At 41.6% G+C, this 24914-nt stretch carries 22 protein-coding genes; 20 read left to right on the forward strand and 2 right to left on the reverse strand.

Annotation, left to right across the window (positions count from 1 at the left end; translation table 11 throughout):
• The first annotated feature begins 11 nt into the window (after nt 1–11).
• The 17 genes from ftsZ (at nt 12) to D8852_RS03280 (ending at nt 17993) form a co-directional block, all read left to right on the forward strand.
• Nucleotides 12–1268 (forward strand): cell division protein FtsZ, encoded by a 1257-nt coding sequence (gene ftsZ / locus D8852_RS03200; RefSeq protein ID WP_125424588.1) that lies wholly within the window; start codon nt 12–14, stop codon nt 1266–1268.
• A 3-nt stretch (nt 1269–1271) separates the two neighbouring features.
• A complete protein-coding gene (locus tag D8852_RS03205) occupies nt 1272–1943 on the forward strand; it encodes a YggS family pyridoxal phosphate-dependent enzyme (protein WP_125424589.1) in 672 nt (223 codons plus the stop codon).
• A gap of 9 nt (nt 1944–1952) precedes the next feature.
• On the forward strand, nt 1953–2486 hold the full coding sequence (locus D8852_RS03210; RefSeq protein ID WP_000053360.1) for a cell division protein SepF: 534 nt from the start codon (nt 1953–1955) through the stop codon (nt 2484–2486).
• A complete protein-coding gene (locus tag D8852_RS03215; protein ID WP_125424590.1) occupies nt 2486–2746 on the forward strand; it encodes a YggT family protein in 261 nt (86 codons plus the stop codon). The genes D8852_RS03210 and D8852_RS03215 overlap by 1 nt, the downstream gene beginning before the upstream one ends.
• Nucleotides 2743–3534 carry an RNA-binding protein gene (locus D8852_RS03220; RefSeq protein ID WP_125424591.1) on the forward strand — a complete coding sequence of 264 codons (792 nt, stop codon included), beginning with the start codon at nt 2743–2745 and terminating at the stop codon, nt 3532–3534. The genes D8852_RS03215 and D8852_RS03220 overlap by 4 nt, the downstream gene beginning before the upstream one ends.
• Before the next feature lie 8 nt (nt 3535–3542).
• Nucleotides 3543–4427 (forward strand): DivIVA domain-containing protein, encoded by an 885-nt coding sequence (locus tag D8852_RS03225; protein WP_125424592.1) that lies wholly within the window; start codon nt 3543–3545, stop codon nt 4425–4427.
• 254 nt (nt 4428–4681) lie between these two features.
• Entirely contained in the window at nt 4682–7474 is a 2793-nt protein-coding gene (ileS, locus tag D8852_RS03230) for an isoleucine--tRNA ligase (protein ID WP_125424593.1), read from the forward strand.
• 290 nt (nt 7475–7764) lie between these two features.
• Nucleotides 7765–8145 carry a hypothetical protein gene (locus D8852_RS03235; protein WP_000856374.1) on the forward strand — a complete coding sequence of 127 codons (381 nt, stop codon included), beginning with the start codon at nt 7765–7767 and terminating at the stop codon, nt 8143–8145.
• 188 nt (nt 8146–8333) lie between these two features.
• A complete protein-coding gene (locus tag D8852_RS03240; RefSeq protein WP_125424594.1) occupies nt 8334–9026 on the forward strand; it encodes a phosphoglycerate mutase in 693 nt (230 codons plus the stop codon).
• A 122-nt stretch (nt 9027–9148) separates the two neighbouring features.
• Nucleotides 9149–9850 (forward strand): ABC transporter ATP-binding protein, encoded by a 702-nt coding sequence (locus D8852_RS03245; RefSeq protein WP_125424595.1) that lies wholly within the window; start codon nt 9149–9151, stop codon nt 9848–9850.
• A gap of 1 nt (nt 9851) precedes the next feature.
• Entirely contained in the window at nt 9852–12554 is a 2703-nt protein-coding gene (locus D8852_RS03250) for an FtsX-like permease family protein (RefSeq protein ID WP_125424596.1), read from the forward strand.
• A gap of 144 nt (nt 12555–12698) precedes the next feature.
• Nucleotides 12699–12968, forward strand: coding sequence for a 30S ribosomal protein S15 (rpsO, locus tag D8852_RS03255; RefSeq protein WP_001018251.1), 270 nt, complete (start codon nt 12699–12701; stop codon nt 12966–12968).
• 675 nt (nt 12969–13643) lie between these two features.
• Nucleotides 13644–14255 (forward strand): CadD family cadmium resistance transporter, encoded by a 612-nt coding sequence (locus tag D8852_RS03260; protein WP_000531728.1) that lies wholly within the window; start codon nt 13644–13646, stop codon nt 14253–14255.
• Between the two features lie 231 nt (nt 14256–14486).
• Nucleotides 14487–15533, forward strand: a complete 1047-nt coding sequence (locus tag D8852_RS03265; protein ID WP_125424597.1) for a FecCD family ABC transporter permease — start codon at nt 14487–14489, stop codon at nt 15531–15533.
• A gap of 1 nt (nt 15534) precedes the next feature.
• Entirely contained in the window at nt 15535–16290 is a 756-nt protein-coding gene (locus D8852_RS03270) for an ABC transporter ATP-binding protein (protein WP_125424598.1), read from the forward strand.
• Between the two features lie 19 nt (nt 16291–16309).
• Nucleotides 16310–17320, forward strand: a complete 1011-nt coding sequence (locus D8852_RS03275) for an ABC transporter substrate-binding protein (RefSeq protein WP_084976086.1) — start codon at nt 16310–16312, stop codon at nt 17318–17320.
• The gene (locus tag D8852_RS03280; RefSeq protein ID WP_125424599.1) at nt 17301–17993 is read left to right on the forward strand and encodes an alpha/beta hydrolase-fold protein; all 693 of its coding nucleotides are present in this window, start codon (nt 17301–17303) and stop codon (nt 17991–17993) included. Before D8852_RS03275 ends, D8852_RS03280 begins: the two co-directional genes overlap by 20 nt.
• Before the next feature lie 547 nt (nt 17994–18540).
• Here the strand turns inward: D8852_RS03280 and D8852_RS03285 are convergent.
• Both D8852_RS03285 and D8852_RS03290 read right to left on the reverse strand, forming a co-directional pair.
• On the reverse strand, nt 18541–19905 hold the full coding sequence (locus D8852_RS03285) for an LPXTG cell wall anchor domain-containing protein (protein ID WP_084945881.1): 1365 nt from the start codon (nt 19903–19905) through the stop codon (nt 18541–18543).
• Between the two features lie 224 nt (nt 19906–20129).
• The gene (locus tag D8852_RS03290) at nt 20130–20879 is read right to left on the reverse strand and encodes a lysophospholipid acyltransferase family protein (protein ID WP_125424600.1); all 750 of its coding nucleotides are present in this window, start codon (nt 20877–20879) and stop codon (nt 20130–20132) included.
• Between the two features lie 132 nt (nt 20880–21011).
• On the opposite strand from D8852_RS03290, the gene D8852_RS03295 reads away from it, so the two are divergent.
• From D8852_RS03295 to D8852_RS03305, 3 genes are all read left to right on the forward strand, one after another.
• The gene (locus tag D8852_RS03295) at nt 21012–23348 is read left to right on the forward strand and encodes a cation-translocating P-type ATPase (RefSeq protein ID WP_125424601.1); all 2337 of its coding nucleotides are present in this window, start codon (nt 21012–21014) and stop codon (nt 23346–23348) included.
• Nucleotides 23349–23449: 101 nt separating this feature from the next.
• Nucleotides 23450–24127: a tRNA (adenine(22)-N(1))-methyltransferase gene (locus D8852_RS03300; RefSeq protein ID WP_125424602.1), complete on the forward strand. Its 678-nt coding sequence runs from the start codon at nt 23450–23452 to the stop codon at nt 24125–24127.
• Nucleotides 24114–24911, forward strand: a complete 798-nt coding sequence (locus D8852_RS03305) for a Nif3-like dinuclear metal center hexameric protein (protein WP_125424603.1) — start codon at nt 24114–24116, stop codon at nt 24909–24911. The genes D8852_RS03300 and D8852_RS03305 overlap by 14 nt, the downstream gene beginning before the upstream one ends.
• The last annotated feature ends 3 nt before the right edge of the window (nt 24912–24914 follow it).

Genomic DNA, 24914 nt, shown 5'->3' on the forward strand with positions numbered 1-24914 from the left:
GAAAAGAAATTATGACATTTTCATTTGATACAGCAGCTGCTCAAGGTGCAGTTATTAAAGTAATTGGTGTCGGTGGAGGCGGTGGTAATGCTATTAACCGCATGATCGACGAAGGTGTTTCAGGCGTAGAATTCATTGCGGCGAACACAGACGTACAAGCCTTAAGCAGTACAAAAGCTGAAACAGTTATCCAACTTGGTCCAAAATTGACTCGTGGTTTGGGTGCTGGAGGTCGTCCAGAAGTTGGACGTAAAGCTGCTGAAGAAAGCGAAGAAGCATTGACAGCAGCAATTAGCGGGGCAGACATGGTTTTCATCACTGCTGGTATGGGTGGAGGATCTGGAACAGGTGCTGCCCCAGTTATTGCCCGCATTGCAAAAGATCTTGGAGCCCTTACAGTTGGTGTTGTGACACGTCCTTTTGGCTTTGAAGGAAGCAAACGTGGTCAGTACGCTGTAGAAGGAATCAACGAACTTCGCGAGCATGTTGATACTCTATTGATTATCTCAAACAACAACTTGCTAGAGATTGTTGACAAGAAAACACCACTTCTTGAAGCTCTTAGCGAGGCAGATAACGTCCTTCGCCAAGGTGTTCAAGGGATTACAGACTTGATTACCAACCCAGGTTTGATTAACCTTGACTTTGCCGATGTGAAAACTGTCATGGCAAACAAAGGAAATGCCCTTATGGGTATCGGTATTGGTAGTGGTGAAGAGCGTGTCGTTGAAGCAGCTCGTAAAGCGATTTACTCACCACTTCTTGAAACAACTATTGACGGTGCTGAAGATGTCATTGTCAACGTTACTGGTGGTCTTGATTTGACCTTGATTGAAGCGGAAGAAGCTTCAGAAATCGTCAACCAAGCAGCTGGTCAGGGAGTGAATATCTGGCTTGGAACTTCTATTGACGAAAGCATGAAAGATGAAATCCGTGTTACTGTTGTAGCGACTGGTGTTCGTCAAGAACGTGTAGAAAAAGTTGTTGGTTCTCCAGTTAAGCAAGCAGCTCGTAGAGAAGCTTCTAGAGCTCCGCATTCACACACATTGGATCGTCATTTTGACCTAGAAGATACAGCGGAATTACCAAAACAAAGCCAACGACGTTTTGAAACAAGTCAATCTTCTGCTTTTGGTGATTGGGACTTGCGTCGTGAATCAATCGTTCGTCAAACTGATTCAGTCGTATCACCTGTAGAACGTTTCGAAGCACCGACTTATCAGGACGAAGATGAGTTGGACACACCTCCATTCTTCAAGAATCGTTAATCAATGGATTTGAAAAAAAATACAGAGTTCGTGTTTCAGCAGGTCGCTGAAGCTAGCCGAGAAGCCAATCGTGATCCAGCTTCTGTTTCAATTATTGCAGTGACAAAATATGTGGACGTAAAAACAGCGGAAGCCCTGCTTCCCCTGGGTGTTCATCATATTGGTGAAAATCGTGTTGATAAATTTTTAGAAAAATATCAGACGTTAAAAGAATTCCCTGTCACTTGGCATTTGATTGGAACGCTACAAAGACGGAAGGTCAAAGAAGTAATCCCTTTTGTGGATTACTTTCATGCTTTAGATTCCTTTAAATTGGCACAGGAGATTCAAAAGAGGACAGATCATGTTATCAAGTGTTTCCTACAGGTCAATATTTCAGGAGAAGAAAGCAAGCACGGTTTTTCAAAAGAAGAATTACTAGAACTTTTGCCGAACTTGGCTCAGCTAGATCAGATTGAGTATGTTGGTTTGATGACCATGGCTCCTTTTGAGGCAGATTCTGATGAATTGAAACAAATTTTCAAGAAAACTCAGGAACTGCAAGCAGAAATTAGGGAAAAACAAATTCCTAATATGCCGATGACAGAGTTAAGCATGGGCATGAGTCGTGACTATAAGGAAGCGATTCAATTTGGTTCGACCTTTGTTCGAATTGGCACAGCATTTTTTAAATAGGAGAGATCTATGTCTTTAAAAGATAGATTTGATAAATTTATAGATTATTTTACAGAAGATGGGGAAGAAACAACTGCGACTTATCAACCTCAGGATGAGCAGATGATTGCTTCATCGAGTTCAGCTTCTAAAGAACTGCCAGCGCAGTTTCAATCAACCACTTCAAAAGATGCCAACATCACTCGCTTACATGCTCGTCAACAAGAATTGGCTATGCAAAGTCATCGTACAGATGAAAAAGTAACGATTGATGTTCGTTATCCTAGAAAATATGAGGATGCAACAGAGATTGTGGATTTATTGGCTGGAAATGAAAGTATCTTGATTGACTTCCAGTACATGACAGAGGTTCAGGCTCGTCGTTGTCTAGACTATCTGGACGGTGCCCGTCATGTTTTGGCAGGTAATCTGAAAAAAGTTGCGAGTACAATGTATTTGTTGACACCAGTCAATGTGGTTGTGAATATTGAAGATATCAAGTTGCCTGATGATTCTCAAAGTGCAGAATTTGGTTTTGATATTAAACGAAGTAGAGCGAAATAATGATTTTTCTAATTCGTCTGATCCAAAATGCAGTGAATATCTATTCCCTGCTTTTGTTAATCTATGCACTCCTCTCTTGGTTTCCAAATTCTTACGGTAGTTCACTAGAACGTTTACTGGAAAAACTGATTAGACCGATTGTTGATCCACTTCGCCGTTTACCTTTACAATTTGGAGGTTTGGATTTATCCATTTGGCTGGCGATCTTAATCGTCCGTTTTTTGGGTGACAGCTTGATTCGTTTCTTGTTGATAATATGATGACAACTAAAGCGATTTACCAGCACTTTTCACTTGATGATGCTCCCTTTATTGATAAGGGATTAGAGTGGATCAAGCGGGTGGAAGATACTTATACTCCTGTCCTCACTGCTTTTGTCAACCCGCATCAGGAACATATATTGAAAGTTTTGGCTGGGACCTATGGACTGGGCTGTGTGAGTAGCGGAGAATATATCCATACGGAATTTGTCCGTGTCCTTCTATATCCAGACTATTTCAGTCCGACACTGTCAGATTTTGAAATGGCATTGCTAGAAATCCGTTATCCAAGTAGATTTGAACAGCTAACACATGCAAAGATTTTGGGGACAATCATCAATCAACTAGGAATTGATCGTAAGCTCTTTGGTGATATCTTGGTAGATGAAAAGAGAGCACAGATTTTTGTCAATCGTGATTTTATCCCTCTGTTTCAGGACGGGATACAACAGATTGCCAGACTACCTGTGTCGCTGGAGGAATGTCCTTTCACCGATAAAATCATATCTGAGATCAATTATCAAGAACAAGAGATTTTGATTTCCAGTTTTCGTTTGGATGCCCTCTTATCAAGTGCCTTGAAATTATCCAGAAAGCAGGCTAGTCAACTCATAGAGAAAAAATCTGTTCAGGTAAACTACCACCCCATTGAAAAATTAGATTATCTAGTAGCTGTAGGGGATTTGATTAGTGTGAGAAAGTTTGGTCGTCTGAAGATTGTCAAAGAAAATGGGCAAACTAAAAGGGATAAGATAAAACTGACTATCCAATTATTATTAAGTAAGTGAGGAAAAGTATGCCAATTACATCATTAGAAATTAAAGATAAAACCTTTTCTACGAAATTCAGAGGGTTTGATCCAGAAGAAGTAGATGAATTTCTTGATATTGTTGTTCGTGATTACGAGGACTTAGTTCGCAATAATCACGAAATGGAAAGACACATTAGAAGTTTAGAAGAGCGCTTATCTTACTTTGATGAGATGAAGGATTCGTTGAGCCAGTCTGTTTTGATTGCTCAAGATACGGCTGAACGTGTAAAGCAAGCTGCTCAAGAGCGCTCAAACAATATTATTCAACAGGCTGAGCAAGATGCCCAGCGTCTCCTTGAAGAGGCGAAATACAAGGCTAATGAAATCCTACGTCAGGCAACAGATAATGCTAAGAAAGTAGCTGTTGAGACAGAGGAATTGAAAAACAAAAGCCGTGTATTTCATCAACGTCTCAAATCTACGATTGAGAGCCAGTTGGCAATTGTCGAATCTTCAGATTGGGAAGATATTCTTCGTCCGACTGCGACTTATCTCCAAACAAGTGATGAAGCCTTCAAGGAAGTTGTAGGAGAGGTCTTGGGAGAAACTGTTCCTTCGCAACCAGAAGAAGAGCCGATTGATGTGACTCGCCAATTTTCACCTGAAGAAATGGCTGAGTTACAAGCCCGCATCGAAGCAGGTAACAAAGAATTAGCTGAGTTTGAAGCTCAGCAGGCTAACAGTCAAGCGGAAAGTCATGTGTTAGACATCGATACGCTTGTAGAAGAGATACAGTCTCATTCAGTTGAGCCACAACATGAGGATTCAGAAATCGTGACAGAGTATTTCTCAGTATCGCCATCAGCAACTGGAACTGCTTCTTCAACTACTAGACATGAAGCACAACAAGAATCCGTTACAATATTATAAGAAATAAATGTGAGAACAAGATTTAACCAACTATATTTCCAGCGAGTAGGAGACGGTGTGAGTCCTGCAATCCCTAGTGGTCAGATTATCCTCTCAAGCAATCCAGTCTGAAAGCAGTAAGACAGGACGTTCCCCACGTTACGGGAAAAGAGGGGAAAAGACAAAGTCTTTTTCCGAACAAAGGTGGTACCACGATTTTCGTCCTTTTTAGCGATTCGTGGTTTTTAATTTGTCTATATAATAAAGGAGATATAATGAAACTCAAAGATACCCTAAATCTTGGAAAAACTGAATTTCCAATGCGTGCTGGACTTCCTACTAAAGAACCACTATGGCAAAAAGAGTGGGACGAAGCGAAACTTTACCAACGTCGTCAAGAATTGAACCAAGGAAAACCGCATTTCACCTTGCACGATGGACCTCCCTATGCCAACGGAAATATCCACGTTGGGCACGCCATGAACAAGATTTCTAAAGATATTATTGTTCGTTCAAAATCCATGTCAGGCTTTTATGCGCCTTATATTCCAGGTTGGGATACACATGGTCTGCCAATCGAGCAAGTTTTGGCGAAACAAGGTGTGAAACGTAAAGAAATGGATTTGGTTGAGTACTTGAAACTTTGCCGTGATTACGCTCTTTCCCAAGTAGATAAACAAAGAGAAGACTTTAAACGTTTGGGTGTTTCTGGTGACTGGGAAAATCCTTATGTTACCTTGACTCCAGACTATGAAGCGGCTCAAATCCGTGTCTTTGGTGAAATGGCTAAAAAAGGCTATATCTACCGTGGTGCCAAGCCAGTTTACTGGTCATGGTCATCAGAGTCAGCCCTTGCAGAAGCGGAAATTGAATACCATGACTTGCTTTCAACTTCCCTTTACTATGCTAACCGCGTCAAAGATGGAAAAGGTGTCCTAGATACAGACACTTATATTGTCGTATGGACCACTACACCATTTACTATCACAGCTTCTCGTGGATTGACAGTTGGAGCAGATATTGATTATGTATTGGTACAACCAGCTGGCGAAGATCGTAAGTTTGTGGTTGCTTCAGAATTGTTGAACAGTTTGTCTGAGAAATTTGGCTGGGCGGATGTGCAAGTCTTGGCTACCTACCGTGGTCAAGAATTGAACCAAATCGTGACAGCTCACCCATGGGATACGGCTGTAGATGAGTTGGTAATCCTTGGTGACCACGTTACGACTGACTCTGGTACTGGTATCGTCCATACAGCCCCTGGTTTTGGTGAGGACGACTACAATGTCGGTGTTGCTAACGGTCTTGAAGTTGCTGTAACAGTTAACGAACGCGGTATTATGATGGCCAATGCTGGCTCTGACTTTGCAGGTCAGTTCTATGACAAGGTTGTTCCAACTGTTATCGAAAAACTTGGTGATTTACTCCTTGCTCAAGAAGAAATCTCACACTCCTACCCATTTGACTGGCGTACGAAAAAACCAATTATCTGGCGTGCAGTGCCACAATGGTTTGCTTCTGTATCAAAATTCCGCCAAGAAATCTTGGATGAAATTGAAAAAGTGAAGTTCCACTCAGAATGGGGGAAAGTTCGCCTTTACAACATGATTCGCGACCGTGGTGACTGGGTCATCTCTCGTCAACGTGCTTGGGGAGTTCCCCTTCCTATCTTCTACGCAGAAGATGGTACAGCTATTATGACAGCTGAAACCATTGAACACGTGGCTCAACTTTTTGAAGAGCATGGTTCTATCATCTGGTGGGAACGTGATGCCAAAGACCTCTTGCCAGAAGGATTTACGCATCCCGGTTCACCAAATGGCGAGTTCAAAAAAGAAACGGACATCATGGACGTTTGGTTCGACTCGGGTTCATCATGGAATGGAGTAGTGGTTAACCGTCCAGAACTTAAATATCCAGCTGATCTTTACCTTGAAGGTTCTGACCAATACCGCGGTTGGTTCAACTCATCCCTCATCACATCTGTTGCCAACCATGGCGTAGCGCCATACAAACAAATCTTATCACAAGGATTTGCCCTTGATGGTAAAGGTGAGAAGATGTCTAAATCTCTTGGAAATACCATTGCTCCAAGCGATGTTGAAAAACAATTTGGTGCGGAAATCTTACGTCTCTGGGTAACTAGTGTTGACTCAAGCAACGACGTGCGTATCTCTATGGATATCTTAAGTCAAGTCTCTGAAACTTACCGTAAGATTCGTAACACCCTTCGTTTCTTGATTGCTAACACATCTGACTTTAACCCAGCTGAAGATACAGTAGCTTACGAAGAACTTCGTTCAGTTGATAAGTACATGACTATCCGCTTTAACCAACTTGTGAAAACGATTCGTGATGCTTATGCCAACTTTGAATTCTTGACAATCTATAAGGCCTTGGTAAACTTTATCAACGTTGACTTATCAGCCTTCTACCTTGACTTTGCTAAAGACGTTGTTTACATCGAAGGTGCCAAATCACTCGAACGTCGTCAAATGCAGACTGTCTTCTATGACATTCTTGTGAAAATCACTAAACTCTTGACACCAATCCTTCCTCACACAGCGGAAGAAATTTGGTCATATCTTGAGTTTGAAGCTGAAGACTTCGTTCAATTGTCAGAATTGCCAGAAGCTCAAACTTTTGCCAACCAAGAAGAGATCTTGGATACCTGGGCGGCCTTCATGGACTTCCGTGGACAAGCTCAAAAAGCCTTGGAAGAAGCTCGTAATGCAAAAGTAATCGGTAAATCACTCGAAGCTCACTTAACGGTTTATCCTAATGAAGTGGTGAAAACTCTTCTTGGAGCAGTAGATAGCAATGTAGCTCAACTTTTGATTGTGTCAGAATTGACCATCGCAGAAGGACCAGCTCCAGAAGCTGCTGTTAGCTTCGAAGATGTAGCCTTTACAGTTGAACGCGCTGCAGGTGAAGTATGTGACCGTTGCCGTCGTATTGACCCAACAACAGCAGAACGCAGCTACCACGCAGTCGTCTGTGACCACTGTGCAAGCATCGTAGAAGAAAACTTTGCAGAAGCAGTCGCAGAAGGATTTGAAACGAAATAATCAGAAAGAGACTGAGAAAGGTCGCTAAAATCATAAAAACGCATAATATCAAGAGTTCAAGTGCTTTGATATTATGCGTTTTATCATGGGAAAATTTACTAGTCCATTTCCTAAAATGAAGTTCTTTCTAGCCTGTCCGTGTAGATAATTAACATAATCAACTATTCAGTTTTCTCATAATTTTATATTTCTACTAATTATAAAGAGACTATAGAACTTAAAATTATTTTTTGAAAATCAATATTTATTATAAAATTTTATAAGACTGTTTAATTTTTAGAGAAATTATTATGAAAACAAATACACTTGCTCGTGTTAACGCTATTTTTGGTCTTATTTCAGGAATTATATTGCTTTTAGCGCCAGTTATCATGTTTATCATGGCTGTTGGAGCTGCTGCGGCAACTGAAGACGCAGATGTAACGGTTGGGACATTGACAGGGCTCTCAATTATTTTGTCATTGGTTAAAATTGCTGTTTTAGTATTGGGAATTGTGGCTATTGTTTATTATAAAGATGATGAACGTGTTACGAATGCACCTTCTGTTTTGCTCATTGTAGGTGGTGCGGTCGGCTTGATTCCATTTTTGGGATGGGTAGGTGGAATTCTAACCATTATTGGTGGTTCACTTTATTTTGGAACATTGAAAAAATTTGTAATTGAAGAGTAGTAGTTTTCCAATTATTTTTTGGGGACTATTTCATCCTCTATCGAGAACAATTATGATAGTGCGATAAAGAGAAGACTGATAAGCTCTTCTCTTTTTAGTTGATTTTAACTAGCTTTTTTGTGAAAAATTGTGTAAAATAGAATAGATAAACGAGGGAAACCTCGAAAAATAAAAGGAGAATCCATCTAATGGTAAAATTGGTTTTTGCTCGCCATGGTGAGTCTGAATGGAACAAAGCTAACCTTTTCACTGGTTGGGCTGATGTTGATTTGTCTGATAAAGGAACACAACAAGCGATTGACGCTGGTAAATTGATCAAGGAAGCTGGTATCGAATTTGACCAAGCTTACACTTCAGTATTGAAACGTGCGATTAAAACAACAAATTTGGCTCTTGAAGCTGCTGACCAACTCTGGGTTCCAGTTGAAAAATCATGGCGCTTGAACGAACGTCACTACGGTGGTTTGACTGGTAAAAACAAAGCTGAAGCTGCTGAACAATTTGGTGATGAGCAAGTTCATATCTGGCGCCGTTCATACGATGTATTGCCTCCTGCAATGCCTCATGATGACGAATACTCAGCACATACTGACCGTCGTTACGCTTCACTTGACGATTCAGTCATTCCAGATGCTGAAAACTTGAAAGTGACTTTGGAACGTGCCCTTCCATTCTGGGAAGACAAAATCGCGCCAGCACTTAAAGATGGTAAAAACGTATTTGTAGGAGCTCACGGTAACTCAATCCGTGCCCTTGTAAAACACATCAAACGCTTGTCAGATGACGAAATCATGGACGTGGAAATCCCTAACTTCCCACCATTGGTATTCGAATTTGACGAAAAATTGAACGTAGTTGCTGAATACTACCTTGGAAAATAATCTATAAACAGAAAGCTTAGGATTCCTAGGCTTTTTTGTTTTTGCTTCTAGTTTCCAACTAGTTGAAAAAGCGTTATAATGATAGTAAAGAGTGACTTAATTGTAAGAAAGAGAGAAGGACGATGGCCTATATTGAAATGAAACATAGCTACAAGCGTTATCAGGTTGGGGATACGGAGATTGTGGCCAATAGTGATGTGAATTTTGAAATTGAAAAGGGTGAGTTGGTTATCATTCTAGGTGCATCTGGTGCAGGCAAGTCAACGGTTCTCAATCTCCTAGGAGGTATGGATACCAATGATGAGGGGGAGATTTGGGTCGATGGTGCCAATATCGCCAACTACAATTCCCACCAACGAACAAACTATCGTCGAGATGATGTGGGCTTTGTTTTTCAGTTTTACAATCTAGTCTCCAATCTGACAGCCAAGGAAAACGTAGAGTTGGCCTCAGAAATTGTAGCGGATGCCTTGGATCCAGAGCAGGTTCTCAAAGATGTGGGACTAGATCATCGGATCAATAACTTTCCAGCCCAGCTTTCTGGAGGGGAGCAACAACGAGTTTCCATCGCACGCGCAGTAGCCAAAAATCCTAAAATTCTTCTCTGTGATGAGCCGACAGGTGCCTTGGATTACCAGACGGGGAAGCAAGTCTTAAAGATTCTCCAAGACATGTCTCGTCAAAAGGGAGCAACAGTGATTATCGTGACCCATAATAGCGCGCTAGCTCCTATTGCAGATCGCGTGATTCATATGCGTGATGCCACGGTTAAGAGCGTAACAATCAATGAGTGTCCACAGGATATCGAAACATTGGAGTACTAGCATGAAAAAAACATACCGAAAAGACTTGCTCCAGTCGGTGACTGCTTCCAAGGGACGCTTTGCTTCTATCCTGACCTTGATGATGCTGGGTTCTTTAGCTCTAGTAGGGCTCAAAGTGACTAGTCCCAACATGGAACGAACGGCTGAGGATTATCTCCGTAAAGCCAATACTTTGGATCTGGCAGTGATAGCTGATTATGGCTTGGAAAAAGAAGACCAAGACGAACTAAAGACCCTCAAAGGAGCAAGTGTTGAGTTTGGTTATATGGCAGACCTAACCGTTGAAAATAGTGAAGAAGCGGTTCGACTTTATTCCAAGCCAGAGGGGATTTCAACCTTCCAAGTGACAGAAGGGCGACTGCCAGAGGCTGATGAGGAAATTGCCTTGGCTGATTTCTGGAAAGACCGCTATCAGATTGGGCAGACCATTACCTTTACTAAGAAGGAAGAAGGGAAGTCCGTCCTAAAATCCCAATCTTTCACCATTACTGGATTTGTTCAGTCGGGTGAGATGCTTTCTCAAGAAGACTTGGGAGGAGCTAGTAGTGGAAATGGAAGCTTGGCTGGCTATGGAGTGATTTTACCCAGTCAGTTTGATACAGATGTTTATAGCATTGCGCGTGTGCGCTATGATGATTTAAAAAATCTGGATGCTTTTTCATCAGACTATAAGACCAAACGAGCTCAACATCAGGAAGACTTGCAAGACTTGCTGGCCGATAATGGTCAAAAAAGATTGGCAAGTATCAAAGCAAATGGGCAAAAGAGCCTGGAAGAGGGCAAAGAACAGCTCCAAACTGCTGAAAGTAACTTTCAAAATGGCAAGAGTCAGCTAGAGCAGGCTGAAAGTCGCTTGAAAACGCAAGAAGAACAAGCGACCGCTTTACCAGAACCACAAAAGAGTCAAGCCAAGGGACAGCTGACAAAAGCTAAGGAAGAACTGGCGACAAAAAAAGAAAAGCTGGCTCAGACAGAGAGTGATCTATCTAAGGAAAAAGAGAAGCTAGAACAGCGCCAGAAAGAGCTTGATGAACTGGCAGATCCGAAATACCACGTATACAATCGCGAAACCATGCCAGGTGGTCAAGGCTACCTCATGTACAGCAATGCATCGTCAAGCATTCGTTCAGTAGGGAATATCTTCCCAGTGGTGCTTTATATGGTCGCGGCAATGGTGACCTTTACAACGATGACTCGCTTTGTGGATGAAGAGCGCACCAATGCTGGTATTTTCAAGGCCTTGGGTTACCGAAATCGAGATATAGTTGCCAAGTTTGTCCTCTATGGTTTTCTTGCAGGAACTGTAGGAACCATTTTAGGAACGCTTCTAGGACATTATATCCTTGCCGGCGTGATTTCAGATGTTATAACAGCTGGGATGGTTGTTGGAAAAAGTCACGAGTATTTCTATTGGTCTTATAGTCTTATTGCCCTAGCTTTAAGTTGGGTATCCAGCGTTTTGCCAGCTTATCTGGTAGCGCGGAGGGAACTACACGATGAAGCAGCCCAACTCTTACTTCCCAAGCCTCCCGTTAAAGGAGCAAAGATTTTACTGGAACGCCTGAGCTTTATTTGGAGTCGTCTGAGTTTTACTCATAAGGTTACTGCGCGAAATATTTTCCGTTATAAGCAACGAATGTTGATGACCATTTTTGGAGTTGCGGGTTCGGCTGCTCTCTTATTTGCAGGTCTTGGCATTCAGTCTTCTGTGGGAGGCGTTGTGGAGCGCCAATTTGAACAAATCCAGCAATACCAGATGATTGTAGCGGAAAAGAGCAGTTCAACGGAGCAAGAGAAGGCCGATTTAGAAAGTGCCTTGCAAGCGGACCGTATCCATGCTTACCAAAAGATTTACTCTAAATCCATTGAAAAAGATTTCAAAGGAAAAGCAGGACTTCAAACTATCACCATGATGGTCACAAGCAGAGAAAATTTCAAGCCCTTTATCGCTTTACAGGAAAATGGGCAAGAGGTGGAGATCACTGATGGAGCTGTCGTGAGTCAAAAATTAGCTCAACTAGCAGGTGTTAAGGCTGGAGATAAGCTGGAGCTTGATGGGAAGGAAATCAGGGTCGCGGCTATTTCTGAAAACTATGTTGGACACTTTGTGTATCTCAACCGAGCGACTTACGAACAAGTCTACGGCAGCAGTCCACAAGACAATACCTACCTAGTAAAATTAAAAGAGCCAACACCATCAAATACGGAGAAAGAAGCTGCTACCTTCATGGAAAAAGCTGCTGTTTCTGGGGTGGTCCAAAATGCGACGGCCATCCATCTCTTTGAATCCGTGGCTAGTTCGCTCAATAAAACCATGGCAATCCTTGTCCTTGTTTCCGTTTTACTAGCCATTGTCATTCTCTACAATCTCACCAATATCAATGTCGCAGAACGTATCCGTGAACTTTCCACTATCAAGGTTCTCGGTTTCCACAATAAAGAAGTGACCCTCTATATCTACCGCGAGACCATGGTGCTATCCCTTGTGGGGATTGCTCTCGGTTTGGTAGCTGGCTATTATTTACATCAATTTTTGATACAAATGATTTCACCTGCCACTATACTTTTTTATCCACGAGTCAGCTGGGAAGTCGATGCTCTTCCAATCGTCGCAGTGACTGTAATCTTAGCCTTACTGGGCCTCTTTGTCAATCACCACTTGAGAAAAGTGGATATGCTCGAAGCCCTGAAATCAGTAGAGTAATTCACGGTTTTAAACAGTAAATCAGTTGACAAAGTCCCTGCTTCTTGGTAGAATAAGAACTGTCGTAAAGACAAATAACTTCTTCTTGGTTACAGGCATGCCAACCTGTCACTCGGATGAAGCCAAATAAAAAGGAGAAACATCATGGCAATCTCAAAAGAGAAAAAAAATGAAATCATCGCACAATATGCACGTCACGAAGGTGATACAGGTTCAGTAGAGGTTCAAGTTGCTGTCCTTACTTGGGAAATCAACCACCTTAACGAACACATCAAACAACACAAAAAAGACCACGCTACTTACCGTGGATTGATGAAGAAAATCGGTCGCCGTCGTAACTTGCTTGCATACTTGCGTAAAAACGACGTTAACCGTTACCGTGAGTTAATCAACTCTCTAGGACTTCGTCGTTAATCATGATGCTAAGGGCGTAAGAAATCCGTATGAAAATAGGGAAACGACACCGTGTTCGATGAACACAAGGAGTTTCATCTTTTTCACTAGGATTTTAGCCCGAGCTCAAATCAGCTCTCTGATTTTCAGAGGGCTTTTTTATTGAGGTTTTATCGGTCACAATTTTGGAGACTACAAAAACCAAGCCGTCAGGGTATGTCTTAATCATTTCGTTTTATCGGTCATAATTTTGGAGACTACAAAAACTATCGCCAGCTGCGCCGAAAAACTAGGACAGTTTTATCGGTCATAATTTTGGAGACTACAAAAACTCTTTATCAGCGAGCAAGACAATCTCGCTTAGTTTTATCGGTCATAATTTTGGAGACTACAAAAACCTCAAATGGTATCAGCTAATGACACCATGAAGGTGCGCAGTTACTCGGCTTTTCAAGCCGAGTAACTGTCTGCAAGCCCCCTCGGAGAGCCTACACTTTACGAAGTAAAGTATAGTATGTTATACTTTACATGGAAGTAGTCACCGAATTCCAGTTAGAAATTACTTTGTAACTACGTTTTGAGGAGGAGTAAAATGCTTTCCTACGTTCGACATTACCCACTAGCGATAGCTAAATTAATGTGTCTGTGCTCTCCTAAAATCTGATGATTTATTACTAACTAATACAGGAGGTTTTTATGGGACAGACAATCATATCTGCTATTGGTGTTTATATTTCCACCAGTATCGATTATTTAATTATTTTAATTATTTTATTTGCACAGCTATCACAGAATAAACAGAAATGGCATATTTATGCGGGGCAATATCTAGGAACAGGCTTACTTGTAGGGGCGAGTTTAGTTGCTGCTTATGTCGTTAATTTCGTGCCTGAAGAATGGATGGTTGGATTGCTTGGTTTAATCCCTATCTATTTAGGGATTCGCTTTGCAATTGTTGGAGAAGGTGAGGAAGAAGAGGAAGAAATTATTGAAAGATTAGAACAAAGCAAGGCAAATCAACTGTTTTGGACAGTTACATTGCTGACAATTGCGTCTGGCGGAGATAATTTAGGTATCTATATACCTTATTTTGCTTCGTTAGATTGGTCACAGACCCTCGTGGCGTTGCTTGTGTTTGTAATCGGCATAATTATCTTTTGCGAGATTAGTCGGATGTTATCCTCTATTCCGTTAATATTCGAGACAATTGAAAAATACGAGCGAATCATTGTGCCCATAGTATTCATTCTACTTGGACTATACATCATGTATGAAAATGGCACGATAGAGACTTTTCTGATCGTGTAGATTTTTTTGTTTCACTAGGATTTTAGCCCGGGCTCAAATCAGCTCTCTAATTTTAGAGGGCTTTTTATGTTGTCACTTTACCTCGATATACCCAAGTATAATCTTCGGTTACGATTATTAGCACTGTAAGACCAACTATATTTATTTTTCTCATCTTGTTCCATTGTTGAAAATATGGTATACTTTTCATGAGAATTTTCTAAATTTTTAATTTTGTCTAAGGAGGTTTTCATGCTTTCCAAATTTTCTGGAAGCCGACAGGACCTGCAGTTTGTTTTACTTTTAGGTATTTTGCTAAGTGTTTTAGGAATTTCACTTTTTCTAGCGGTTTCTATGGGATCCGTTGTGATTGATTTAGGAGATACCTATCGGATAATTTTGAGCAGGTTGGGTTTTCCTCTTGAGATAGGAGAGGTTTCCAAGTCCACTCTTGCCATTGTATGGAACATGAGATTCCCTCGAGTATTGTTAGGCTTGATAGTAGGGGCTGGTCTTTCTATGTGTGGTAGCGTGATGCAGTCTACAGTGAACAATCCCATCGCTGAGCCCTATGTCTTAGGAATATCTGCGGGTGCAACTCTAGGGGCAACCTTGAGCATCATTCTTGGTTTAAAAGTGATGATTAGCCTTGGAGCTTTTCTTGGAGCTATTTTGGCAACAATTGCTGTCCTCATCATTGCCTCTATGCAGGGCAGGATGACGACTTCTAGTCTGATCTTATCAGGAACGGTGGTCAATGCTCTCTTTCTGGCATTTTCCAACTTTATTATCTCAGTTGGCGCTAATGCTGACAGTGTGATGACCATTAAGTTTTGGACCATGGGTTCGCTTGCAGGGACTACTTGGTCTGACTTAGTCCTGCCGACTATAGTAGTAGGATTGTCCTTTCTATTTTTCGCTACTCAGTATCGTGTTTTTAATGTGATGATGATGGGAGATGAGGCTGCTTTAACTTTGGGAATTCCCTTACGCTTCTATTGGTATCTTTACGTGACCATGGTGGCTGTGCTGACAGCTGTCTTGGTGGCTACTTGTGGGATTATTGGATTTGTTGGACTGATTACTCCTCACTTAGCTCGAGGGTTAGTAGGAACGAATTACAGGAGACTTTTTCCTGTTGCGACCATACTTGGTGCCCTCTTTGTGGTCTGGGCAGATGTACTTTCTCGTGTCATCATTCCAAATACTGAGCTTCCAATTGGTATTTTCACAGCCTTAGTAGGTGCTCCCTTCTTTATCTACATTGTTGGAGGTAGGCGAAGGGAGGTGAGGGCCTGATATGGACTTGATTTGTCAGGATGTCCACTTTGGACTAGGAGAGAAAAAAATCCTCAAAGGAGTTTCTCTTAAGGTTGAAGGGCGTCAATTTCACACGATACTAGGACCAAATGGAAGTGGAAAAACCAGCCTGCTTAAACTCCTCTATCGTCAGGAAAAGGCGGACAAAGGCTTGATAAGCCTAGATGGAAAGCCGCTGGAGCATTGGTCACTCAAAGAAACAGCCAAGCAGATGGCAGTTGTAACCCAGTTTAATCAATTGCAGTTTGATTGTACAGTTGAGGAAATCGTCTTGCTGGGAAGAACTCCCCATCTCTCTTTTCTACAGAAGGAAAAGGAAAGAGATTATGCCCTCGTTCAAGATGCTCTCGTCAAGGTGGATATGCTTGAGAAGAAAACTCGTCTCTATTCGTCCCTGTCGGGGGGAGAGAAGCAGCGAGTCTTGTTGGCACGTGCCTTGGCGCAAGAACCGACTCTCTTGCTCCTGGACGAACCAACCAATCACCTGGATATCAAGTACCAGCTAGACTTGTTGACCATTGTGAAAAATCTCAAGGTCAATGTTCTAGCTGTCCTGCATGATATTCAACTTGCTTGTCGCTATTCGGATTATCTCTATCTGATGAAAGAGGGAGAAATCCTTTACCAAGGGACTCCAAGGGAGACCATCACCCCTGAGTCATTGCAAACTGTATACGGAGTTCAAAGTCAGGTTACTTGGACCGAGGATCGGCAAGCGATGATTCACTATTTATAAGAATGAAAAGGAAAACAAGATGAAAAAAACACTAAGCATTTTACTCGTAACAGTAGCAACATTAACGATGGCAGCTTGTGGCAATACTACTACAGAAAAAGCAACCACACAATCTAGCACAGAAACAAGTCAAAAGGCAAGCACAGAGACGACTTATCCACTCACGGTCAAAACCTATGATGCTAAGGGAAACGAAGTCGAACAAGTCTTTGACAAGGCACCTGAAAAAGTTATCACCAACAATCTTTCAACCACTGAAATCTTATTGGAGCTAGGCTTGAAGGATAAAATTGCTGGTATGCTCAACCCGGACAATGCTGTAACAGGTAAGTACAAGGACGCGATTGCGACGATTCCTCAAATTGGGGATAAAAAAACAGTCTCACAAGAAACAGTCCTTTCTTATGAGCCAGACGCTGTGATGGGTCGAAACATGATGTTTTCTGAAAAATCCTTGGGAACAGTTAGCACTTGGAATGAAAACAAAATCCCAGTCTATACGCAAAAAGCTTCTCTCTCAACGATTCAGCAAGATTTGGGAAATATTGTAGAAGACGTTAAAAATCTTGGAATGATTTTCAATGTTCAGGACAAGGCCAATGAATACGCAGCCCAGTTACAAGCTAAAATTGATGCTGTTAAGAAAGCAAATCCAGCAAGCCAAGGTGAAAAGAAAAAGGCTTTGATTATGGTTGCTTATAATGATGAAACCTTTGGTGCCTACAAGTCTGCTTTGCAAGAAAGCTTGTTGAATCAACTTGGTTATACCAACGTTGCAACGGGAACATCAGGCTTGACCTTGGAAAATCTCGTGTCAATGGATCCTGAGTTGATTATCTATGTAACCAGCGACCGCAATAAAAAATTGGATGCCAACGCAGTAGAGTTGATGAAGAAAAATGCTGTTTTGGAAAACGTTCCTGCAATTAAGAATCAAAAGATAATGACCATCTCTTATGATGAGTTGATGGACTATGGTCCAGCAGTGATTGATTCCCTTGAAAAAATCAATGACTTTATCAATAAATAATGAGTTTGATTGGGAAGGGATCCAAGTCAAGATCAGCCTTCCTTCGACCTATAATCCCAATCAAACCTATCCAGCGATTCTCTTGAATGATGGAAACTTGGATTTCCTATCTTCCCTTTCAGAATCTGTGATTTTAGTGGGCTTGACCTCTAAACATCGCCTAGATGACTACACTCCCTGGAAGGCATCGGCTCTGAGAGATGGGGCTCCAGATTTTGGCGGTCAGGCAACTGCCTATCATGGTCATTTATTTGGAGGTCTTTTAGATAAGTTGCAGTCGCTTTATCGCCTGGACAAAAATCGCCTTGCCTATGGAGGGTACTCACTAGGTGGTTTGGCGGCTGTATACAGTCTTTTCCATTTTGACAAGGTCTCCTGTATCTTCTCTATCTGCGGTTCCTTTTGGTATCCTGATTTTACGACTTATTGCAGAGATGAAAAGGTGAAAAATTTGGACTGTTTGCTGTATTTACAGAATGGTCAAACAGAAGGAGCCCATCATACCAATCGCTTGGCTCAAGCACCAGCCTATGCTGAGCAGATCCATACCAGTCTTCAGCAACGCTATCCGACTGGTCAGTTTGTCTTTGATCCTTATGGGCATCATGAGCAAGTAGCTGAGCGATTTGTGTCTTTTTCTAACTGGTTGGCAAAGAAATGGGAGATTGAATAAAGTAAGAGAAGAGACAAGACAAAAATTAAATTTGAGGGGAAAATTCAGTAAAACTTTCTATAATAAAACGCATAATATTGAACTCTCTGAATTTCTTATATTATGCGTTTTTATGATTTTAGAGTTTCTTTGAATGAAGAAAAATACATGTTCTATAATGAAAAGTGACTGGATTGTCATTGGAAAGGAGCATACGAGATTTATTAAGAATATTATAGGATTGATGAAATGATAGATATTTGTAGAAAATCACACACTTTAATCTCAGTCATTTTTATATTACTAACACTAGGAATATGTATTTTTGAAGACTGATATTTTTATCATGAATTTATTCGATAAAAGAAAATACTCTTTTATTTCTAAAGAAAGAGGGACAAAATCTTTTTGAGATGATAGAGTAGAATATGAAATTTGCTCTGAATATATTAAAAGAGAAGACCAAGAGGCCCTCTCTCATTGTTAACTATTTTTCTTGTTATAGTTGGCAAAGAATCTAAATGGTGCAAAACTCCTTTCCTCTACCTTCTATATGAAAAGGATCTCCTTAATCTTTTTTCTTAACACCAACAGTCAAACCAGAGGCTACTGCAATTAAGGCAACTCCAAGTACGGATAAATTAGAAGATGCCTTTTCACCAGTTTTGGGTAATTCAGATACTTTATTAGAAAGCGTAGAAGTATGATAAACTGCCTTTGTGCTTCCGATAGGTTTTGGTTTAAGTACGACATGCGCCTCTGTTAAGAAGTCATATTTCTCTGTTACGATGCGGTAAACACGTCCTTCTTGGACAGTCTTAACAACATGATTTGTAAAATCACGATTTAAAAGACTAGAAAATTCTTGATTAATATTAAGATAAAGCCCTTTTGTCCCCTCAACTAAAGGTTTGAAGGTCGATTCTGTGTATCTCATCCCTACAACTGATAGAGAAATATCTGCTGCTTTAAGAGCTTTCAGAGTCTCTTCTACTGTTGGAATGCCTGGAGTACGGAAATCAATACTTTCATCAGTAATTAAGAATGCAAAACGACGATTATTAGAAGCTGTAGACCAATCATAATCTTTTGAGGTTGCAATATGATGTAGAGGGACTGTAGGCTCTTCTGTTCCGCCGTATGTTCGAATAGATCTAAGCGCCTTAATATACTCCTCTACATTCTTAGTGAATTTAGATCCATTAAAATCGAAATATTGAACATTGTCAGCAGCCTCATACGCGATTAAGCCAAGACGAGCATCAACTTTTTTATTAGCCAAATCACGGACAAAGTTCTCGATATTCTGTACAACATTTTGAATAGAAGAATCCATTGAAACTGACTTATCAATAGTAAAGACGATATCTGCAGAACCAGCCGCTTGTTTAGTAATTATTACATCTGCTTCTTTCAAAACTTTTTCAAATGTAGTTTTCTTGATAGTTTGAGTAACATTAGCTACATAGTCATCTGTATTAACGTGATCTGTAACAGTCTTTGTTGTTGTAACAGGTGTCTTTTCTCCAACGGCAGTTCCCTTAGCAGCTAAATGAGTTGTTTCAACACTTACAGAAGTCTCTGCTTTGGCAGTTGCTTCTGTACCAGCTGTGTTTTCTTTAGTATCTACCTTGGCGTCCGTTGAAGTAGTAGTTACTTTAACTATATCACCAGGTTGAGCTTTATCAAGTGGTACTACAGAGACATTAACTTTATCTTGAATCTCCTTAACTGTTTCGGAAATTTGTTGATTAGTTTGAGTAGTTTTAGTGGAAAGTTCATTTGAACCTACTTGAGCAAGATCATTAGCAACTTGACTTGGATTCTTTACCTCATCAGCATCAACTTGTCCCATTGCTGTAAAGGCAGACGCTAGAGCAACCGTCAATAAAACAGACTTGCACTTCCCGAATAAAGAATGTTTATGATTCATTATAAAAATCCTCCCCTTTTTTAATAATATAATATCAAAATCAAAGTAATTTGTCAAAAAATTTCTATATAGAATGTAGAGTTTTCTTCTGATTATACAGGGATAAAGATCATAAAAATGCATAGCATCAAGTGTCCAAAAACATTGATGCTACGCATTTCTTATGGAAAGGCTTGCTGGATTTTCTCTTAAAATCGAGTTTTTGTGTAGCGGTTCTCATTGTCTTAACCAAGAGACTCTCTCTTCTTATCTGGATTCCAGATAAAGCTTGCAATGAAGGTAAAGATAATCGTTAGGATACCAACAATCACAGCAAGGATGAGGGCAGGGATTCGGACAAACCACCAGAGTGGGTTTGGTTTTTTATCATTGTGCCATTGCTTGGTTTCTTCGTCCAAACGTTGGAATTCTGCTTGGATACGGTCTGCAACCATTTCAATCCCTTCATCATTCATTTTCTTGATGTCTGAGATATCGATAGGATTTCCAAAGTTCATATCGACACGTTCACGGCTGACCAAGCCTTTCAAGGTCATGGGCCCTGTGTAGGTGACAGGCATGATACGGACCTTAGCCATTTTGGCAATCAAGGCAACTCCACCCTTGACATCGTTTGAGTGACGGCTCCCGCTTGGGAACATGATGAGAGAGCGGTCGCTTTTTTTGAGGACGTTGATAGGGTACTTGATAGCAGAGGCATTAGGTTTTTCTCGGTCGATAGGAAAGGCGCCACACATACGGATCCACCAGCCAAAGATACGGTTGTTAAACAGCTCTTTTTTGGCCATAAAGATGAACTGTTTTGGCTTGGTCGCAAAGGCCATGTAAACAGGATCCCACCAGGTACGGTGAGGTGCGACGAGGATATAGTTTTCGTCTCGGCTAGGGATTTTATCAGTATTGTGATAGTGGGCATTGCCATTGATGGACCACAAGATCAGCATGACTAGTCCACGCAAATAAGTATAAAACATGAGATCTCCTTCGATTGTATTGCTTTTATTATTATACCTTATCAAAAGACTACTGGCAAACTTTTTCAGTTATCAGCCAACAGTTTTAGATGGGATTAGAATTCTTTAAAAAAAAATGATATGATAGAACTTATGGATAAAAATAAGATTATGGGATTATCCCAAAGAGAAGTCAAGGAAAGACAGGCTCAAGGTTTGGTCAATGACTTTACCGCTTCGGCTAGTACCAGTACTTGGCAAATCATCAAACGAAATGTTTTTACACTTTTTAACGCTTTGAACTTTGCCATTGCTTTGGCGCTAGCATTTGTGCAGGCTTGGAGCAATCTGGTCTTCTTTGCCGTTATCTGCTTTAACGCTTTTTCGGGGATTGTGACCGAGCTACGGGCCAAACACATGGTGGACAAGCTCAATCTCATGACCAAGGAAAAGGTCAAAACCATCCGTGATGGCCAAGAAGTCGCTCTTAATCCAGAAGAATTGGTTCTAGGAGATGTGATTCGTTTGTCTGCTGGGGAGCAGATCCCTAGTGATGCCTTGGTTTTGGAAGGCTTTGCGGAAGTCAATGAAGCCATGTTGACGGGTGAGAGTGATTTGGTGCAAAAGGAAGTGGACGCCTTGCTTTTGTCTGGAAGTTTCTTAGCCAGTGGATCAGTTTTGGCTCAAGTTCACCATGTTGGGGCAGAAAACTATGTTTCCAAACTCATGCTGGAGGCCAAGACCGTTAAACCCATCAACTCCCGCATTATGAAATCGTTGGACAAGCTAGCAGGCTTTACTGGGAAGATTATCATTCCATTTGGTCTAGCTCTCTTGCTAGAAGCCTTGATGTTAAAAGGTTTACCTCTCAAGTCATCCGTTGTAAATTCTTCGACAGCCCTTTTGGGCATGTTGCCTAAGGGAATCGCTCTTTTGACCATCACCTCTCTCTTGACTGCGGTGATTAAGCTGGGTCTGAAAAAGGTTTTGGTACAGGAGATGTACTCTGTTGAGACCTTGGCGCGCGTGGATATGCTCTGTCTGGACAAGACGGGCACCATCACCCAAGGAAAGATGCAGGTGGAGGCGGTTCTTCCTCTGACGGAAACTTATGGTGAAGAGACTATTGCCAGTATTCTAACCAGCTACATCGCTCATAGTGAGGATAAAAATCCAACAGCCCAAGCCATTCGTCAGCGTTTCCAAGGACAGGTAGCCTATCCCATGCTTTCGAATCTTCCCTTCTCAAGCGACCGCAAGTGGGGTGCTATGGAATTGGAAGGTCTAGGAACGGTTTTCTTAGGGGCGCCTGAGATGTTGTTGGACTCTGAAGTCCCTGAAGCCAGAGAGGCCTTGGAGAGAGGGTCACGAGTCTTGGTCTTAGCCCTCAGTCAGGAAAAACTAGACCATCACAAACCACAGAAACCATCTGATATTCAGGCTCTGGCCTTGCTGGAGATTTTGGACCCCATTCGAGAAGGAGCAGCTGAGACGCTAGACTATCTCCGTTCTCAGGAAGTGGGACTCAAGATTATCTCTGGTGACAATCCCGTTACAGTGTCCAGTATTGCCCAGAAAGCTGGTTTTGCCGACTATCACAGCTATGTAGATTGCTCAAAAATTACGGATGAGGAATTGATTGCCATGGCTGAGGGGACAGCAATTTTTGGTCGTGTTTCCCCTCATCAAAAGAAACTCATCATCCAAACGCTGAAAAAAGCAGGGCATACAACGGCTATGACAGGGGACGGAGTCAATGACATCCTAGCTCTTCGTGAGGCGGATTGTTCGATTGTAATGGCGGAAGGAGATCCTGCGACTCGTCAGATTGCCAATCTAGTTCTTTTGAACTCAGACTTTGATGATGTTCCGGAGATTCTCTTTGAAGGTCGTCGCGTGGTCAATAACATCGCCCATATCGCACCGATTTTCTTGATTAAAACTATCTATTCCTTCCTGTTAGCAGTTATCTGTATCGCCAGTGTTCTTCTGGGACGGTCTGAGTGGATTTTGATTTTCCCCTTCATTCCGATTCAAATTACCATGATCGACCAATTCGTGGAAGGTTTCCCGCCATTCGTTCTGACTTTTGAGAGAAATATCAAACCTGTCGAGTCAAACTTCCTCAGAAAATCCATGCTTCGTGCCCTACCGAGTGCACTGATGGTTGTGTTCAGCGTTCTTTTTGTGAAAATATTTGGAGCGAGTCAAGGCTGGACTGAGATTGAAATATCAACCCTCCTCTATTATCTCTTGGGGTCAATTGGTTTCTTATCCGTATTTAGAGCCTGCATGCCATTTACTCTCTGGCGTGTCCTCTTGATTGTTTGGTCAGTAGGAGGCTTCCTAGCCACAGCTCTCTTCCCAAGGATTCAAAAACTACTTGAAATATCAACCTTAACTGGACAAACGCTGCCTGTTTATGGGACAATGATGCTGATTTTTACAGTGATTTTCATTTTGACCAGTCGTTACCAAGCGAAAAAATAAAGAAAGACTGCAATCTGTGGATTGCGGTCTTTTTAGGTGCAAGATTGCTAGCTGAAATGTGGTATAATAAGAGGTAATAGAGTTTTGGAAAGTGAGAGAAGATGATTTCAAAGAGATTAGAATTGGTAGCTTCCTTTGTGCCACAGGGGGCCGTTTTACTAGATGTGGGGAGTGACCATGCTTATCTGCCCATCGAGTTGGTTGAGAGAGGCCAAATCAAAAGCGCCATTGCAGGTGAGGTGGTGGAAGGCCCCTACCAGTCAGCAGTCAAGAATGTTGAAAGTCACGGTCTAAAGGAGAAAATCCAAGTTCGTTTAGCCAATGGCTTAGGGGCATTTGAAGAGGTAGACCAAGTCTCTGTTATCACCATTGCTGGTATGGGAGGCCGTTTGATTGCGACCATATTGCAAGAAGGCTTGGACAAGCTGGCTAATGTAGAGCGTTTAATCCTCCAACCCAATAATCGTGAAGACGACTTGCGCATTTGGTTGCAAGCCAATGGTTTTCAGATTGTAGCAGAAAGCATCCTAGAAGAAGCTGGTAAATTCTACGAGATTTTGGTGGTGGAAGCAGGACAAATGAAGCTATCAGCCAGTGATGTCCGCTTTGGACCTATCTTGTCCAAAGAAGTCAGTCCAGTATTTGTCCAAAAATGGCAAAAAGAAGCTGCTAAGCTAGAGTTTGCTCTTAGCCAAATCCCAGAAAAAAATCTGGAGGAACGTCAAGTTCTAGCTCATAAAATTCAAGCCATTAAGGAGGTGCTCCATGCTAGCAAGTGAAGTGATTAAACGCTATGAAGCCTTTTGCCCTCAGGAATTTTCTATGGAGGGAGACAGTCGTGGCCTGCAAATCGGCACTTTGGACAAGGATATTCAAAGAGTCATGGTTGCCCTCGATATTCGTGAAGAGACGGTGGCAGAGGCCATTGAAAAGGGTGTGGATTTGATTATCGTCAAGCATGCGCCTATCTTTCGTCCGATAAAGGACTTGGTAGCTAGTAGTCCGCAAAATCAGATTTACATCGACCTGATTAAGCATGACATCGCAGTTTATGTCAGCCATACCAATATTGACATCGTTGAAAATGGTCTCAATGATTGGTTCTGTCAGATGCTGGGTATTGAGGAAACGACTTATCTGCAGGAAACAGGCCCAGAACGTGGGATTGGTCGGATTGGAAATATTCAAACTCAGACATTTGGGGAATTGGCCCAGCATGTCAAGCAAGTCTTTGGTCTAGATAGTCTTCGAATGGTGCATTACCAAGAGAGCGATTTGCAGAAGCCTATTTCAAGAGTGGCTATCTGTGGTGGTAGCGGGCAGTCTTTCTATAAGGATGCTTTAGCTAAGCGGGCAGATGTCTACATCACTGGCGATGTTTATTACCATACTGCCCAAGATATGTTGTCAGATGGTTTGCTAGCATTGGACCCAGGGCATTATATCGAAGTGCTTTTTGTGGAAAAAATCGCTGCACTCTTTACTCAATGGAAGGCAGAAAAGGGCTGGCCTATTGAGATTTTGCCTAGTCAAGCATCGACCAATCCTTTCCACCATATCTAGTTA

The organism is Streptococcus mitis (assembly GCF_003942695.1).
Classification (GTDB): domain Bacteria; phylum Bacillota; class Bacilli; order Lactobacillales; family Streptococcaceae; genus Streptococcus; species Streptococcus mitis_BD.